The sequence below is a fragment of the Collinsella sp. LCP21S3_A3 genome (assembly GCF_052118905.1).
Classification (GTDB): Bacteria; Actinomycetota; Coriobacteriia; order Coriobacteriales; family Coriobacteriaceae; genus Collinsella.
Map to the genome: position 1 here is coordinate 1 of NZ_JBQKGH010000008.1, position 17456 is coordinate 17456.

11 protein-coding genes are annotated in these 17456 nt (G+C 60.8%); 6 read left to right on the forward strand and 5 right to left on the reverse strand.

Translation table 11 applies throughout. From position 1 onward, the window contains the following. The first annotated feature begins 208 nt into the window (after window positions 1-208). From ACTQ0H_RS05520 to ACTQ0H_RS05530, 3 genes are all read left to right on the forward strand, one after another. On the forward strand, window positions 209-1969 hold the full coding sequence (locus ACTQ0H_RS05520; RefSeq protein ID WP_441538297.1) for a TerB N-terminal domain-containing protein: 1761 nt from the start codon (window positions 209-211) through the stop codon (window positions 1967-1969). After that, window positions 1962-3260, forward strand: coding sequence for an ATP-binding protein (locus ACTQ0H_RS05525; protein ID WP_427794933.1), 1299 nt, complete (start codon window positions 1962-1964; stop codon window positions 3258-3260). The genes ACTQ0H_RS05520 and ACTQ0H_RS05525 overlap by 8 nt, the downstream gene beginning before the upstream one ends. A 116-nt stretch (window positions 3261-3376) precedes the next feature. After that, window positions 3377-5821, forward strand: coding sequence for a DEAD/DEAH box helicase (locus tag ACTQ0H_RS05530; RefSeq protein WP_441538294.1), 2445 nt, complete (start codon window positions 3377-3379; stop codon window positions 5819-5821). Window positions 5822-6025: 204 nt separating this feature from the next. Here ACTQ0H_RS05530 and ACTQ0H_RS05535 read toward each other — a convergent pair whose 3' ends face one another. The 4 genes from ACTQ0H_RS05535 to ACTQ0H_RS05550 all read right to left on the reverse strand — a co-directional run bounded on the left by ACTQ0H_RS05535 (window position 6026) and on the right by ACTQ0H_RS05550 (window position 10519). Beyond that, entirely contained in the window at window positions 6026-6901 is an 876-nt protein-coding gene (locus ACTQ0H_RS05535; protein ID WP_441538292.1) for a spermidine synthase, read from the reverse strand. After that, on the reverse strand, window positions 6902-8809 hold the full coding sequence (locus tag ACTQ0H_RS05540) for an elongator complex protein 3 (RefSeq protein WP_441538290.1): 1908 nt from the start codon (window positions 8807-8809) through the stop codon (window positions 6902-6904). Between the two features lie 97 nt (window positions 8810-8906). Further along, window positions 8907-9803: a DUF4097 family beta strand repeat-containing protein gene (locus ACTQ0H_RS05545; RefSeq protein ID WP_195838579.1), complete on the reverse strand. Its 897-nt coding sequence runs from the start codon at window positions 9801-9803 to the stop codon at window positions 8907-8909. Further along, on the reverse strand, window positions 9803-10519 hold the full coding sequence (locus ACTQ0H_RS05550) for a helix-turn-helix domain-containing protein (protein ID WP_441063717.1): 717 nt from the start codon (window positions 10517-10519) through the stop codon (window positions 9803-9805). Before ACTQ0H_RS05550 ends, ACTQ0H_RS05545 begins: the two co-directional genes overlap by 1 nt. Before the next feature lie 267 nt (window positions 10520-10786). On the opposite strand from ACTQ0H_RS05550, the gene ACTQ0H_RS05555 reads away from it, so the two are divergent. The 3 genes from ACTQ0H_RS05555 to ACTQ0H_RS05565 all read left to right on the forward strand — a co-directional run bounded on the left by ACTQ0H_RS05555 (window position 10787) and on the right by ACTQ0H_RS05565 (window position 15609). After that, complete coding sequence (locus ACTQ0H_RS05555) at window positions 10787-11659, forward strand: class I SAM-dependent methyltransferase (RefSeq protein WP_441044870.1); 873 nt, start codon at window positions 10787-10789, stop codon at window positions 11657-11659. 119 nt (window positions 11660-11778) lie between these two features. Next, window positions 11779-12660, forward strand: a complete 882-nt coding sequence (trmB, locus tag ACTQ0H_RS05560; RefSeq protein ID WP_154517108.1) for a tRNA (guanine(46)-N(7))-methyltransferase TrmB — start codon at window positions 11779-11781, stop codon at window positions 12658-12660. Window positions 12661-12927: 267 nt separating this feature from the next. Next, window positions 12928-15609, forward strand: a complete 2682-nt coding sequence (locus ACTQ0H_RS05565; RefSeq protein ID WP_441547891.1) for a DEAD/DEAH box helicase — start codon at window positions 12928-12930, stop codon at window positions 15607-15609. A 79-nt stretch (window positions 15610-15688) separates the two neighbouring features. Here ACTQ0H_RS05565 and ACTQ0H_RS05570 read toward each other — a convergent pair whose 3' ends face one another. After that, the gene (locus tag ACTQ0H_RS05570) at window positions 15689-17446 is read right to left on the reverse strand and encodes a DUF2130 domain-containing protein (RefSeq protein WP_441547892.1); all 1758 of its coding nucleotides are present in this window, start codon (window positions 17444-17446) and stop codon (window positions 15689-15691) included. Between the last annotated feature and the right edge of the window lie 10 nt (window positions 17447-17456).

Here is a 17456-nt window from a genome sequence, read left to right on the forward strand (position 1 = left end):
TCCGATCTCCCGGGGCCGGCCGATCCGGCCCTCAGGGTATCGGGTTCCCACATTCATCCGCACATGTACGGATGAATGTGGGAGGTGTTCGGATGAAGTTGATAATCAAGGTTGTTCTAAATCTATCTACGTAGCGGTTTCTCGAACACCTGTTTGATGCTGTGCTATGATATGAGGTCACCGAAGCTGCGTTAGGAGAGGAGAAGCGGTGGCCGACCGGGACGTCAAGATGCTCATCGAGCGCATTATGGCCGAGGCCCGGACCCATCAGTCCGCCCGCTTCTCAAACGAAATCTATGCTGACGAGCCGATTCTCAAGACCGGTCGACAGATGCAGAACTTCCTCCCCGACCAGTACCGCAAGATGCGCGAGATATCACGCTGGCAAGATGATCCCAAAGGCGGCGCGGGACGTTGGCTATCGGAGGCGGAGCTCTTTTACCGCCAAGGCCTGCTGATGGCCGACTTCGAGGACGATTGTCCCTACAACGGCACCTTTAAGTCGTACTTTCCCACCTACAATGCCATGAGCGATCGACAGTTGCGCGGCTACTTTACCTGGCGTGCCCAAGTGCGCCGCGGAACTGTCGAGGAAACGTCTACGTCCTTTGCCTTCCTGTATCTCTATGAGCTGATCTGCGGCATTGGCGTAGATGACCCACTCGATGGCTTTAGCAAGATCAAGGCCTTTTGGAACGCCTATCGTGCCTTCGAGCCCGGCATCGACCGGTTTGCACGCGTGTGGTTGCAAGATTACGCCGTTTTCCACGGGCTCGACCCCAAACTGCTTCGCGACTCTAAAACCGTCATGTTCGATAACGCCCTTATCGAGCTGCGGCGCGCGGCTCGAGACCTTGCACCTGCACCGACGCCGTCGGACCTGGCGCCTGCGCGTCGCAAGACCTCCGAGCCTACGCTCCCCCTCCCGCCCGACGAGGCGGGCGAGGAGCGACTCATGGCCGCTATCAACGCCCTCTCCACGTATAACCTCGATAACTCTAGACTCGATCGCAGCCACCATCGCGACCTACGCCACGTGGCATGTGCCGTGTACGTCCGCATGGCGCGCTACTATGACACGCATCGAAAGACCGGTATCGTGGCGAGCTTGTTTGGGGAGGAGACGGCCATGCCCTATACCATGTTTGCCTCGGCCGTGTTCTTTGCGCCCGAGCGCCACGAGGACTGCGAATACCGCCTTGACCCCATCCATATCTACCGCTGCCAAAACGGTTTTTGGGAATGCATGCGAATTCACGGCAGCAGGCAAAAGAGCAGCAAGCTTGGTGAGATGATGCGCGCCTGCGACCAACGTCTGCGCCTGGCCCTAGCCCCCGCCCACCCCCTGAAGGAGGAGAAGGTCCCCAAATATCTGGCCAAAATCATCGATGACGAGATCGTGGCATGGCTTTCGTGGGATGCCGCACACCAGCCCATCAAGATCGATATCGATTTGAGCCAGCTGGGGCACATTCGGAGCGCCGCCGCGCAAACGCGTGAAGCGCTTTTGATTGATGAGGAGCGCGAGGACGGCATGCCCGTGGAAGCCGAGGCAACGCTTATCGAGCAGCCGGGCCGCGAGTCTGCGCCCGGCATGACTGCCGAACCTGGCGAGATGACCATTCAGCAAGACGAACCCGACGAGCCGACTGTCTCCGCCGAAGAGTTTGGCGTCATGGCACCGCTCCTCGTGTCTGCGCCCGCACCCGCAACGCCCGCGTCTGCCGAAGCTACGAACAAACTCGCGCCCGCCGAAGATGCCTTTCTTCGCGCGCTCCTCGAGCAAAACACAGCGCAAGCGACATCGGCAGTGGAGAGGTCGGGCCAGAGCGAGGATATGCTCGTCGACAGCATCAACGAGACGCTCTTTGACCTGGTGGGAGACACCGTTATCGAGTTCGGCGCGGCAGGACCGCAAATTATCGAGGATTACGAAGCAGACGTGAGAGGATACCTAGACCATGAGTGATACCGCATCCGCAGCACCCCGCGTGCCCAAGCGCGTCGCTGCCGTCATTCTCAACTCACTCAAGGGCGGTGTGGTCCCGCGCATCGGCCTTCCCTATATCACCGTAGGGCGCGAGGTCGAGATCCGCGCCCTGCTCACCGATTTGAGTCTCATCGCCGACGGTGGCGCGAGCTTCCGGTTTCTGGTCGGTCGCTACGGCGCAGGCAAGAGCTTTTTGCTCCAGACCATCCGCACGCACGCCATGGGCGAGGGGTTCGTCGTCGCCGATGCCGACCTGTCGCCCGAGCGCCGCCTGCAGGGCGGTCAGGGGCAGGGCCTTGCCACCTACCGTGAGCTCATCCGCAACATATCGACCAAGACGCGCCCCGAGGGCGGTGCGCTCAACCTTATTCTGGATCGCTGGGTCGCCTCGTGTGCCGACGTCGACGAGTCGGTCGTCAATGCCCAACTGGCCCCGCTCGAGGAGATGGTCCACGGCTTCGACTTCGCCCGCATGCTCCGCCGCTACCGCACGGCCGTATCCGAGGGCGATGAAGAGGCCATGAGCCGCATAACCAAATGGATCCGCGGCGAATACCGCACCAAGAGCGAGGCTCGCGCCGAACTGGGTTCCTCAACCATCATCAGCGATGACGACTGGTACGACTACGTTAAGCTCATTGCGCGCTTTTTGGTCTGCAGCGGCTACAAGGGCATGCTGGTGCTCATCGACGAACTCGTGAATCTGTATAAGATTCCCAACGCGATCACGCGCCAATACAACTACGAGAAGATCCTGACCATGTACAACGACACGCTCCAGGGCAAGGCGCAGTACCTGGGCATGATCATGGGCGGCACGCCAACCTCCATCGAAGACCGCCGCCGCGGCGTGTTCTCCTACGAGGCCCTGCGCAGCCGACTCGCTCAGGGCCGCTTTGCACGCGAGGACCTTAAAGACATGCTCGCGCCCATCATCCGTCTGCAGCCACTCACCTACGAAGAGTTGCTGGTGCTGATCGAAAAAATCATGCAAATTCACGCCGGCTACTTTGGCTGGACGCCCACGCTTACCGAGAACGACCTGGTGGACTTCCTCAAGATTGAGTTCGGTCGCGTGGGAGCCGACACGCATCTGACGCCGCGCGAAGTCATTCGTGACTTTATCGAGCTGCTCGACATCCTATGCCAAAACCCCAACGCCAACGTGGCCGAGCTGCTGCAAAGCGTCGGCGGTGACGCGCCAGCAGCCGCAACAGACGACACCGGCACCGCAGGCGCCGACCGCAACTTCGCCGAATTCGCCATCTAACCTGCCAAAAAGGGACAGGTTTATTTTGGCAGGTTTTATCTGGGCAAACATTGAAGCAGTCATGCAGTAAGCCACTGCCCGCCGCGTTGAGAGATTCGCTTTTGAAAGGAGGCCCCGTGAACGCCTTTGACCGCTACGCCCCGTTTATCCAAGACTTCATCTACTCCCACGATTGGGAGAGTCTCCGCTCCATTCAGGTTGCGGCGGCAGATGCCATCTTTAACACACAAGACAATGTGCTCCTGACGGCATCCACGGCTTCCGGCAAAACCGAGGCGGCCTTCTTTCCCATCCTGACCGAGTTTTGGGAGAAGCCCCCCGCGAGCGTGGGCGCCCTCTACATCGGCCCCCTCAAGGCGCTCATCAATGATCAGTTCGTCCGCCTTAACGACCTCTGCGAAGAGGCCGATATCCCTGTCTGGCACTGGCATGGCGATGTCTCGCAGTCGCACAAGGCTAAGCTCATCAAAAAGCCGAGCGGCATCTTGCAGATTACGCCCGAGTCACTCGAGGCGCTCCTGATCCATAAGCACATGGCGATCCCGCGCATGTTTTGCGACCTGCGCTATGTGGTCATCGACGAGGTCCACTCGCTCATGCGCGGCGACCGTGGCGGGCAGACGCTCTGCCTTATCGAGCGACTCTCGCGCATGGCCGGCGTGCAGCCTCGACGCATTGGCCTTTCGGCCACCATCGGCGACCCCGAGCGCACGGGCGCTTTTCTCTCACAGGGAACGGGACGTGACTGCGTTATCCCCCGTTTTGAGGAACCGCGCCGCGTGTGGCGCATCTCCATGGAGCACTTCTACAACTCGGGTCCCCAGGCACAGCAGCGGGGATTCGAGAGCATGGGTCCTCAAGAGGCCGAAGTGCTTGCCTCCGAGCGCATTGAGGCAGCGGCACCCACGGCGCTGCCGGCCGACACCCAAGGCACGAGCCACAGCGGACAGCCCACACAGGACAAGCGCCGTCAACGTCGCAAACGGGCACAGGGTAAGGCTAGCTCCGGGAACCGCTGCACTTCCTCGGCCCCCGAGGGCGAAGTCGACATCCCCCGGGCCGCCGAGCAAGCGCTCCTCAACCCCACCGACACCGCACCCGACAACGCCGATCCCGGCATGGGCTATATCTTCGAACACACCCGCGGGCGCAAGTGTCTGGTCTTTGCCAACTCGCGCGAGGAGGCAGAGGCCGTATGTTCCATGCTGCGCAGCTACTGTGAGAGCCGACACGAGCCTGACCGTTTCCTCATCCATCACGGCAATCTTTCGGCATCGTTGCGCGAGACGGCAGAAGAGCTCATGCGCGATGAGGAGCAGGCACAGACGACCGTCACCACCTCTACGCTTGAGCTTGGCATCGATATCGGCCGTCTGGAGCGTGCGTTTCAAATCGATGCGCCATTTACCGTCAGTTCCTTTTTGCAGCGAATGGGCCGCACGGGACGCCGCGACCTTCCGCCCGAGATGTGGTTTGTCATGCGCGAGGAAGAGCCCGAGCCGCGCACGATGATGCCCGAAACCATTCCGTGGAAGCTCCTGCAGGGCATCGCACTCGTACAACTCTATCGCGAGGAAAAGTGGGTCGAGCCGCCCGAGCTCGATCGACTCCCCTACAGTCTGCTCTATCACCAGACTATGTCGACGCTTGCCAGCACCGGAGAGCTCACGCCGGCAGAACTTGCCCAGCGCGTGCTCACGCTCAGTTATTTCCACCGCGTCTCAGCCGATGACTATCGCGTGCTGCTGCGTCACCTCATTAAGATCGACCATATCCAGGTCACCGAGGGCGGCGGGCTCATCGTGGGCCTCGCGGGCGAGCGCATCATCAACAATTTTAAGTTCTACGCCGTGTTCCAGGAAAACGAGGAGTTCACCGTCCGCAGCGAGTCGGCCGAGCTGGGCACGATCGTCAATCCCCCACCGCCCGGTGAACGCATCGCCATCGCCGGGCACTGCTGGATTGTCGAGGAAGTGGACTGGAAGCGCCATACCGTCTTTGCTACGCAGGTCAAGGGCCGTGTGCCGGCTTACTTTGGCGACTGCCCCGGCGACATCAACACGCATGTACTCGAGCGCATGCGTAAAGCGCTCAACGAACATGCCGCGTATCCGTACCTTATGGGCAACGCGCGAGCCCGTCTGGCGCAGGCTCGCCATACGGCCGAGATTTCGGGTGCGGGCACTAGGCCACTCATTAACCTGGGCGGCGACACCTGGGTGCTCTTCCCCTGGTTGGGCAGCTATGCCTTTTTGGCGCTCGAGCGCATGCTCAAGATTAAATGTGCCGCGGAGCTGGGCCTTCGCGGACTCGACCCGTCGCGCCCGTACTTTATGCAGTTTAAGATGAAGGCCGACGAAGAGACGTTCTTTGAGGTACTCGCCGCCGAGGCCGAGAAGGACTTCGATCCCATCGAGCTCGTCTATCCCGGCGAGGTGCCTTACTTTGATCGTTACGATGAGTTCGTTCCCGAAGAGCTCGTGCGTAAGGGCTTTGCCGAAGGCGTGCTCGACATAGATGGCATGAAGCAGCGTGTCCGCAGCTGGCGCGACCACGCATAAAACGGGGCTGACTATATGAGCAGTCAATTTGGGACGGGGCTATTTTAGCTGCCCTTGCAGGTAAAGCGAAAGGTTTGGCCGATTAGTGGCAGGGATAGCTAAAATAGCCCCGTCCCAAATTGACTGCTCCCGATGTGGAGCGAGCCGGCATCCGAAAGCAGCTAAAAAGCCCCGTCCCAGAAAGACTGGTCGCAGAAAGACGCGCTAGTCGTGAAGGACGGCGCCGAGGAAGTCGGCGTCAAAGGGCACGGCTTCGGCAAAGGCATAGTTCCCGTCGCTGGCGATGAGCAGGTAGTTTTCCTCGCCGCCGAACTCTGTATCGCCACAGGGGACCACCCAGGCGTGGGCGAATACCTCGAGTGCCGTGGCAGCGCAGTCGCGCAGGAACGTTACATCGCCCCCCTCGTTTGCGCTCACGATATTGGCGACGTAGATACCCCCGGGGTTCAGGCTGCCCCGCACTAAGCGCAACGCCTCAACCGTCGCCAGCTCGCGTACGGGCTCGGCACCGCCAAAGCAATCGCTCACGACCACGTCGTAGCGACGATGGCCCACACTCGTCACACCCAGATACGAGCGAGCCTCAGCGGTTATCACCCGCAGGCGATCGCCCGCCGCGCGCTCTAGCTCGTCTAGGTAGAACCAGCGGCGCGCCAGGCGCGTAATCTCTCCGTCATACTCGATAACGTCCATGCGCAGGCCCTCGTGCGACATCAGCGCAAATTTGGGATAGGCAAACCCGCCGCCACCTAGCATAAGCATACGGCTGATACCGTGACCATAAACGTCACGCATCGCATCCTCGGCCTCAAACACGTCGTCAAACGCGCGATAATACGCAAAGACGGGCTCCGCCCAGCGCTCGCCGACGTAACTCGCGCTTTGGTAGACACCGCCTTGCACCAATACGCGGACTTCATCGCCGCCCTCATCGTGCACGCGTTTCACACGCGCCAATCCATTGCGGGTTCGCGCGACCTGCAGGCAGGCAGCGCGAACAGCGACGGCAGCCGCGCCCAGCGCCGCGGCTCCCAGAGCAACGCCGGCAACAACGCCGGCAGAAACACTCGGCTTGTTCATCTAGAGCTCCTTTTGCAGATAAAGGCCATGGTCATAAAATCCAAGATGGCGATAGTACTCGCGCGTGCCAATCGCGCTGATCACGTTGATGTGCGTATAACCCGCATCCCGGGCAATCTCGCACGCACGCTCTACGAGCAAACGCCCCAACCCGTGATGCTGCGCCGCCTGGCCCTGGTCGCCCACGCGCGCCGCCATGCCGTACACGTGCACCTCGCGAATCATCGCCTCGTCCGGCGTCGTCGGCAACTCGTCCGAATGCGCGGCAACAAACGAATGGTCGGGCAGCGACAGGCGCAAAAAGCCCGCAATCTTGCCCTGCGGCGTCACCCACTGCAAAAAGCGCTCGTGCGTCACCGGCGTCTCGTACGCTACATCCTCGTCAAGGGTCAGCTCATCCAAGTCGGCACCCGCCGTGCTGATCTCGCGATAGCGAATCTCACGCACCGTCGCACCGTCACCCCGAGCAGCCAGGCGGTTCTCGACGAGCTGACGCAGGTTGGGCTTCTTGTTGCCCACCATAATGTCATCGGAGCTAAAATCGCGGATCATGCGGCTGATACGGCAGAACGGCGGCGTCACCACGATGTCATCGGCTAGCACGTCGAGTAGCTCCTCCTCGGTATAGGGGCGCCACTCGCCGCGCTCGTAACAGCCCACCAGACGCGAGCCCTCGATGAGCGCGCACGGGTAGACCTTGACCTCGTCGGGCATAAAGGCCCCCTCGGTCATAAAGCGCTCGTAGTCGCGCTTGTCCCCCTCGGGTGTGGCGCCCAGCAAGTTGAGCATAAAATGCGCGTGGATCTTAAAGCCAAACAGGCGCGCAAGCGAAAACGCCCGCTCGATTTGCCCCACCGAAATGCGACGCTCGTTGATATCGAGCAGGTACTGGTCGAGGCTCTGGATGCCCATCTGGATCTTGGTGCAGCCCAGGCGGCGGATGAGCGTAAGCGCCTGCGGCGTTATGGCATCGGGGCGCGTCTCGATAACGAGTCCCACCACGCGATGCTTCGCCGTCTCGTTGATGCGCTGCTGACGCTCGAGCTCCTCCATCGTTGCCGTCTGCCACTCGGTGACCTCGCCCCACGGCGTACCAGGGCCGTACAAACGACGCACCGCACGGTTATAGCCGCCCACGACAGCATCCACACGCTCCTGCTCGTCGGCAACGCCGGCAGCGAGCTCGGCCTCGTCTGTCGCAATGCCGGCAGCCCGATAGCGCTCGCGGCGCTCCGCTACCACCGGCGGCAGGGCATCGGCGGGTGCATCGTCGAGCAGACGCCCCGCCTCGGCACGGCTGATGCCCGGACGCGCCAACATGGGGTTGGCCGCCACGCCGGCGACGGCATCGTCATTGAGCGCACGGAAAAGCTCCGACATAAACCATGTCTGATAGCCTTCCGGATAGTCGCTCCAGGTGCCACCGAGCACAATGAGCTCAATCTTATCGGTCGCATGCCCCATCTGCGAAAGCGCGGTCAAACGAGCGCTCACCTGCAGATACGGATCGAAGCAATTTTGCTCCGCACGGGCGCACGCGGGCTCGGCATGCAAATAGCTTTTGGGCATACGCAGGTCGTTGGGGCAAAACAGGCAATCGCCCGAGCACGGCCACGGCTTGGTGATGACGGTAATGGTCGCTACGCCCGAAGCCGTGCGGCGCGGCTTCATGCGTAGCACCTGCAGCAGTTGACGTTCCAGATCGGAATCGACATTCCACGCAGCCCAACGAGCCGGATCCTCACGTTTAACCCGCTGGTAGAACGGCAGCAGACGGCGCTTGGCCAGATCGCGCTTGTCGGCACCCTCACGGCGTGCCTCGGCATGTATCAATTTGACGAGCGCCTTGTCGTCCACGGTCTCGCCGCGACGCAAGGCTTTAAGTATGTTCAAGATAATCTGTTCCATGCCCCCATTGTAAAGGCAAAGGCGCCGGAGCCCGTCACGGCCCCGGCGCCTTCATCAAAGAGCACGCCTATATGTACCGATCTCCGAAAACCGCGTGTCACTCCGGATCAAACGACATGTCACCCGAACCGACCTCAAAACGATACGTGGCAGACTTATCGCCGTTATCGAATTCAAGATTCAAAATGGTCTCGCCGTCGTAGCCAAGCGGAAGGAAATCGCTCTCGAAGTCGCCGCTGCCCAAGGTGACGCTCGCCTTAAAGCCCGTCGAGTTCGGAACCGTCATCTCCACATCGCCCGAGCCCACACTCACGTCCATCGACTTCGCGGGGGCCTGGTAAAGCTCGAACGTCACATCGCCCGAACCGACCTCAGCGCTGAGCGCATCAGTCACGCTGCCCGAAAACTCTACATCTCCCGCACCCAGGAAAAGGTCGAAACCATCACAGATGACACCGGCAATCTGCAGATCACCCGAGCCCACGTGCGCGTTGACTCCCTTCAGATGTTCGGCAACACGGCGTGGCAGCTCAACCGTAACTGAGCGATCGATTGCCTTACCGTCATCACTTCCAAACTGGGAAACCTTGAGCGTCGAGTCCTCGACGGATGCGATGTTTTGCGTCGCGGCCTTGGAGGCATCCATACCCTCGGCAACGCGCCCCCGCTCTATAACGCGAGCCTTGTTGCCATCAACAACCTTGACGTCCACCGAAGCCGCATTGATATCGAAATCGAGGTAGCGGAACTCATCGGCATCAAAAGTCACACTCGAAAGTTGCTGAGGCCGAGCGGAATAGTTACCGCTATTCAAGGAATCGTCCTCGTCAAACATATCGTCAAAATCAGACAAATGGCCAGATAGAATACCGGTCGTACGCACCATATCGGAATGAGCCAATAGCCGCGAAATGCCAAAGACAAGCCCAATGATGAGCACAAACGCTCCGACGCCAACGCCCAAGCGTACCTTGGATTCATGCGAAAGCTTCATCATTCATCACCCTCTTTGGCAATCGGCTCAGCGGTGGTCGCGGTAGCCACGTCAGCATCAACCGCAGCGGAAACATTCCGAGCCCTAGCCGTCACCGGCGCCGGACCAACCTGAATATCACCGCGCGCCCAATCGCCATCGAGCGCACGCGCCACCCAGTGATAGATGGGAATCGTAAAGAAGATCAGCGCGGCAAAGGGGCCGGCGCCAAACGGGAACATCAGCAAAAAGAACAGCAGCCAGCACACGGCCCAATACGGGAACGACTGGAACGGGCCCTTCACCGGAGTCGAGCCAACTGCGCCGCCACTCGTCGCCTGCGCCGTAGCAGCATTGGCGGCCTGCGCACTCCAGCTTGCCGCTTGCGCCGCCTTGGCCGCAGCATCACTCGCCTGTGTTGCCGCCTCGGTGGCACGTGCCGCCGCCTCATGGGTGCGTGCGCGCTCCGCGGCCTCGGCCTCGCGCTGGCGGGCGCGGTCCTCGTTCTCAAACTCGATATCGTCCTCGATCTCATCGCTCGGATTGAGCAGCTCGTCCAGGCTCACGCCATAGAGCTTGGCGAGCGAGATCAGGTTCTCGGTATCGGGCGAGCTCTCCGCGCGTTCCCATTTGCTGACCGCTTGGCGCGACAGTCCCAGCTTTCGTGCCAGCCCTTCTTGACTAAAGCCTTTGCTGCGGCGAAGGTCGGCGAGCCGCTGCGCAGTTTCTACATTCATGGTTCCTCCTATGTGATGCCAGCCGTGCCGCCGGACCGTTTTTGTTCTTAAGGCGCCTTGCACAGTTAAAAATCTATCCGCCACCGCCAAAAGCATGCCACCTATTCTAGTGAGATTTTTGACAACCGGCGGTTGCGGGTGCATGTGAGCTGCGGAAATGTGTCCAAACAAAGCAATGGCACCTAGCCCGGTTGTCCCCGTTGCGGCGTTAACGGTAGTATGGTCGTACTGTTAATTCCGCACCGCCAACGGAGGGAGTCCCGCGCCGTGAACCGCGATTTCGCCTCATCGCTCATCCAGCTCAACAACACGTTCTATCGCGAGCACTCCGCCTCCTTTTCCGATACGCGTCAGGCCCCGTGGCCCGGCTGGGTGCGCACCATGGATATAGCGCTCGGGCAGCTCGACGTCGCCACAATCGAGCATCCCGTCCGCGTCTTCGATCTCGCCTGCGGCAATATGCGATTCGAGAACTTTGCCGCCGGCGGCGCACTTGCCGCCAAGGGCGTCGACGGCGCAAACTCCTCGGCAGATGCCAGCTGCCCGTTTGAGTTCTATGGCGTCGACTCGTGCCAAGACCTGGCTATCGATGCGCACGGTCACGCCCTGCGCATTCCCAACCTGCACTTCCAGGAACTCGACGTGCTCGATGCCCTCATGAAGCTCAACCCCGCCGAGGCGCCCGACGCGCTTTTCGACGCCCCGCTCGCCGACATCTCGGTCTGTTTTGGCTTTATGCACCACGTGCCGTCGTGCGAGTACCGCGTACGCGTGCTCGACGCCCTGGTGCGGCAGACGCGCCCGGGCGGCATCATCGCCATTAGCTTTTGGGAGTTTATGAACGACGAGCGCATGGCGCGCAAGGCCGTTCGCGCCGAGGCCCGCGCCGAGCTCACCCCGCCGTTTGAGGGTTACGATTCAGCGCAGTTTGAAGCCGGCGACCACCTCATTGGCTGGCAAAACGACCGCCACGCCTACCGCTATTGCCATCACTTTGACGATCAGCAGATCACCGACCTGGTGCGCGGCGTTCGCACGTTCTACAAGAGCGGCGAGGTCCCCGTACGCGAGCTTGAGCGCTTCCATGCCGACGGTCGCAGTGGCGAGCTCAACCGCTACGTGATTCTCAAGCGCCTGTAGGCGCCGACGACTCGCCGTCGAGCCGCACCGCGTCTTTCGGGCAAGCTATGCCTACCCTTTTTTCAACCCATTAACGGAACGCGCAGCTATGCGTTCCATACTTATGACCAAGGAGCCTCATGGGAGCCGTCCACGTTCGCACGCCTAAGAACTTTGTGCTCGAAGAGCGCCTGGAGCGCTACGCCGATGCGATTGAGACGAACCCTGAAATCTATGCCGGAGATTGGCGCGAGGCCTGTGCGCCCGCAGGCAGCAAGTCTTTCGAACACCTTCACCTGGATCTTGGCTGCGGCAAGGGAACGTACCTTGTAGAGCGCGCGGCCCACGAGCCAAACACGCTCTTTATCGGCATGGACCAGGAGCCCATCTGCATCGCCTATGCCGCACAGAAAATCTGCGAGCAGGAACTGACCAACGCACTCGTCCTGCCCCGAGGCGCCGCATCGTTGCCGCAGCTGTTTGCCACAGGCGAGCTCGATGCCATCACCATCAACTTTCCCACGCCGCAGCCTAAGGCCAAGTACGCCAAAAAACGACTCGTCCATGTCGACCATCTGATGCTCTACCGTCCGCTTTTTTCAGCCGGCGCCACCGTCACGCTGCGCACCGACAGCAAGCCATTGCGCGACTACGCCCTGGGGCAGTTTGCCGCGGCCGGCTACGACACACTTTGGGTAAGTGACGACGTTCGCCGCGACCATCCCGAGCATCCCGAGACCGAATACGAGCGCCGCACGCGCGAGATGGGTGCCGCCGTCTATGGCATTTGCGCCACTCCCGACGCGCTGCCCAGCGATGAACAGCTCACGGCGGGGCGCGCGCAGGAGCAAAGCCTTGCGTGCTACCTGCCCGACAATCTCGATGAGCTCACCTACGTGCCCCTCGGCATGGAAGAGGCCGTCGAGAACTTTAAAAACCGCGCCCGCAAGGGCAAGAAGCGCTTACCGCAGGAGTCCCAGGGGCCTCTGATGGTCGCGGCTTCGGCAAACAAGCGCAAATAGGCGCCAGCAAACGACCCTCAAATCTAAGTGAGTAGACTTTTTTGCAATAGCCAAGCACAACCCGCATAACCAATACTAAAACCGCAGGTAGAGCCTTTGTGCAAAAGCCATGTGCTCGCGATATTGCAAAAAGTCTACTCACTTAGCTGGCAACTGCACCAAACAGCTGGGCAGAACGCCCATTTCCTGCATTTTCTTGCCTGCGAACGCATCGATGCGACGCTACGCCATAATAGTTGGCGGACAATCGCGAGAGAAAGCAAACACATGGCACAGACCACGACAGATACCGCCGCCAGCACCGTCTCCGGTGCCGGCGCCGCCAGCTCGTTCTCGGGCGGCACGGGAACCGAAGCCGAGTTTGGCTCGCTCGGCGCGCTCTCTCCCACCTGGTGGGAGCCCGAGGACGGCAGCGAGCCCGAACCATGGCTCACGCCCGATCAGGCCTTCGAACGCTTCTTTGAATGGACGAGCGACCGTGGCATTGAGCTGTGGGATCACCAAGAAGAGGCCCTCATGGACCTGGCCGCCGGCGATCACGTCATTTTAGGCACACCGACCGGATCGGGTAAATCGCTCGTCGCGCTGGGCATGCTCTTTATGGGCATGGCTCAGGGCAAGCGCTGCTATTACACGGCCCCCATCAAAGCCCTGGTCAGCGAGAAGTTCTTCGACCTGGTACAGGTACTCGGCCGCGATAACGTCGGCATGATCACCGGCGATACGCATATCAATACCAAGGCGCCCGTCATCTGCTGCACGGCCGAAATCCTTGCCAACGATGCGCTGCGCGAGGGCGAAGATGCCGATGTTGGCTGCGTCGCCATGGACGAGTTCCACTACTTTGCCGACCCCGACCGCGGCTGGGCCTGGCAGGTACCGCTGCTCACCCTGCCCCACACGCAGTTTATGCTCATGAGCGCCACGCTCGGCGATGTCACCGCCATCGCCGCCTCGCTCGAGGAGCACACCGGCGCTGCTTGCGACTTGGTTGTCGATGCCCCGCGTCCTGTTCCGCTGAGCTACGACTATGTGACGACCTCCCTCGAGGGCACGGTCGAGCTCGCCATGCGCCGTGGCGAGGCCCCGCTCTATATCGTGCACTTTAGCCAGGATGCCGCCCTTGCGACGGCACAATCGCTCGCCAATTTTGGCATCGCCAGCAAGGAGCAGCGCGAGGCCATCAAAGAAGCGGCAAAGGGAACGAGCTTCTCCACGGCCTTTGGCAAGATTCTCAAGCGCCTGCTTGGATGCGGCGTCGGCGTGCACCATGCTGGCATGTTGCCGCGCTATCGCCTGCTGGTCGAGCGATTGGCGCAGCAGGGCCTGCTGCCCGTCATTTGCGGCACCGACACACTCGGCGTCGGCATCAACGTACCCATCCACACCGTGGTGCTCACCGCGCTCACCAAGTTCGATGGTTACAAAATGCGTCGTCTGCGCGCCCGCGAGTTCCATCAAATTGCCGGTCGCGCCGGTCGCTCGGGCTTCGATACCGAGGGCATGGTAATCGCCGAGGCACCCGAGCACGAGATCGAGAATGCCAAGCTTATGGCCAAGGCGGGCGACGACCCCAAAAAACTCCGTAAGATTAAAAAGAAAAAGCCCCCCGAGGGCTTTGTCTCCTGGAACAAGCAAACTTTTGAGCGCCTGATCGAGACGCAACCCGAAACACTCAAGCCACGCCTGCGCATCACGCACTCTATGGTGATTAGTGTGGTCGAGCAGGGCGGCAATGCCCGAGCCCGCGTACACGACCTCATCGAGACAAGCCTGCAGACCCCCGAAGAAAAGGCCAAGCTCGAGGTTCGCGCCGACGAGATCTTCGCCACGCTCATCGACTCCGGCGTCGTCGTGCGCACCGAGGTGCCGCCCGCACCCGACGCTCCGGCTGACGCCGCGCCGGACATCGACTACGCGCTGACGGTCGACCTGCCCGAGGACTTTGCGCTCGACCAGCCGCTCTCGCCGTTTTTGCTTGCCGCGCTGGAGCTGCTCGACCCCGAAAGTGAGACCTATACCATGGACCTCATCTCGATGGTCGAGGCCACGCTCGAGGACCCCAAGCAGGTATTGCGTGCACAGGAGCGCGCCGCACGCGATCGCGCTATGGCCGAGATGAAGGCCGACGGCATCGAGTATGAGGAACGCTTGGAGCGCATTCAAGACGTCACGTACGAAAAGCCGCTCGAGGATTTGCTCGACGCCGCTTTTGACAAGTACTGCCAGGAAGTGCCCTGGGCAAACGACTACCAGCTCTCTCCCAAGAGTGTCCTGCGCGATATGCTGGAAAGCGCGAGCGATTTTAAGGGTTACATTCAAAAGCTCGGCATCGCCCGCTCCGAGGGCATTTTGCTTCGCTACCTGGCAGAGGCCTACCGTTCGCTCGACCGCACCGTACCCATCGAGAAGCGCGACGAGCGCCTGCGCGACATTATCTCGTGGCTGGGCTTTGTGGTGCGCTCGGTGGACTCGAGCCTGGTGGATGAGTGGGAGAACGCCGGCAACCCGGCAGCCCTCGATGCCGCGCCGCCACAGGGCATCGACGAGGTCGTGGCGGACCGCCGCGGCTGCACGCTGCTGGTGCGCAATGCGCTCTTCCGCCGCGTGACCCTTGCCGCCCGTGAGCACGTTCGCGACCTGGGCGAGCTCGACGACGACTGGGGCATGAGCGAGATCCGCTGGCAAAAGGCCCTCGATGCCTACCATGAGCAGCACGAGGAAATCCTCACCGACGGAGATGCCCGCAGCGCCGCGATGTTTTCCATCGATGAGTCCGACGAGAAGACCACGCACGTATGGCACGTGCACCAGATCTTTGCCGACGAGGACGGCGACCACGACTTTGGCATCATGGGCGATGTCGATCTGGACGCCACGCAAGACGGCGGTGAAGTCATCTTCAAAAACTACCGCGTCGGCTTTATCGAAGACCTGCTCGAGGACTAGTCGAACATATTGGAACGAAACGAAGCGGGGCCGTTGGCAATATCGCCAGCGGCCCCGTTTTTGCACTATACGCTATGCCTTACTCGGTATCCTCGACCTCATACGAATCCGCCTCGGCTGGCTCATCGTTTGTCTCTGGCGCAGCCCCGCGCGCCTCGTCAAACGCCGCCTTCATGGTCTTGTTGCCCCACGTGAGCTTGCGAATGGTAAGATCGTCGGCCTTCTTGTTGGCTAGGCGCAGATTGTTCTCGGAGGATAGCAATGCCTCCTTGGTTTTCTGCAGATGGCTAATCGTCTTGTCAATCTCATCGATTGCCGTTTGGAACTTGCGGCTCGCGATCTCGTAGTTGCGACCGAAATCATTCTTGAACTTCTCCATCTTGGCTTCGAAGTTCGTGACGTCGATATTCTGCTGTTTGTACTCCGCTAGCTCCTGCTTATAGCGCAGTGAGCCCATGGCGGCGTTGCGAAGGAGCGTGATCATGGGAATGAAAAACTGCGGGCGAATCACGTACATCTTCTCGTAGCGATAGCTCACGTCGACTATCCCTACGTTATAGAGCTCGCTCTCGGGCTCGAGCAGCGTGCAGAGCACCGCGTACTCACAGCCTTTCTGGCGACGGTCGTGATCGAGTTTCTTAAAGAAGTCCTCGTTTTTATGCTTGGTCGCGGTCTCGTCGTTTTCGTTTTTCATCTCGAACATAATCGAAATGACCTCGTTGCCGCTCGCGTCGCACTCGCGGAAGATAAAGTCGCCCTTGGTACCCTCGGACGCATCGTTATCCTTCTCGAAGTACGCGTTGGGAAATGCCGTCATGCGCAGACGGTTAAACTCGGTTTCGCAATGCTGCTCGAGCGACTCGCCCACCATCTTGGTGGACAGGCGGACCTTCATGTCCTTAAGGCGCTCGATCTCTTCATCCTTGTAGCGAATCAGGTCATCGCTCGCGCGCTTGGCCTGCGCAAGCTCGAGCTCGTGTGCCGCCTTGGCCTGTTCCTCGCGAGAATCGCGCACCGCCAGCTCGCTCGTCAGTTTGGCACGCGCCTCATCGCGCTCTCGCTCCGCCGCGGCGACCGCCTTCGACAGCTCCATTTTTGCAGAAAGTTCTTGCTCACGAAGCTGTGCACGAAGGCCCTCGGCCTCGCGCTCAGACTGAGCCTTTGCGGCGGAAAACTTCTCTTGTACCTTCGCACGATAGTCAGCAAGCGCGCGCTCGGCCTCGCTGCGAGCGGCATCGAGCTCACGCTGCGACTCTGCCGCAGCAGCGGCAAGCGCCATCTCCTGGGCCTTGTCCGCCGCGGCAAGCCTGGCCTGCAGCTCGGCAATCTGAGCATCACGTGCAGCTAAATCGTTTTGAGCGGCATTGCGCGCCGCCGACTCGACGAGCTTGGCTTCGTCATCTTTGCGCTCCAGCTGCGCACGCAAATTGTCAATCTCGCGCTGGAGTTCGGCATTCTCCTTTTGAGCGTTGGCTCGTGCCTCTACCGCCGCGCGCTGGCTTGCACTCTCGCGCTCTGCGGCAGCGCCCTCGAGCTTGGCGCGCAGCTCGGCGAGCTCGGCATCGCGCTTGGCAACCTCTTGTGCCAGCTGTTGAGCTGCAGCGTTCTTCTGCTCGGTAAGCTGAGCGTTGCGCTGGGACTCTGCCTCTTGCAAGGCAGCCATCGAACGCGAGCGCTCAAGCTCCAGCGCTTGCTCGCCCTCGCGCTGGACCGCCTTCACACGCTCATCCAGGTCGCGCGAAAACTCGGCATCGCGCACTTGCTTGACGATATCCGCATAGCCGGATGCATCGACCTTAAATACTTCGCCACAATGTGGGCACTTGATCTCGTTCATAGCAGCTCCT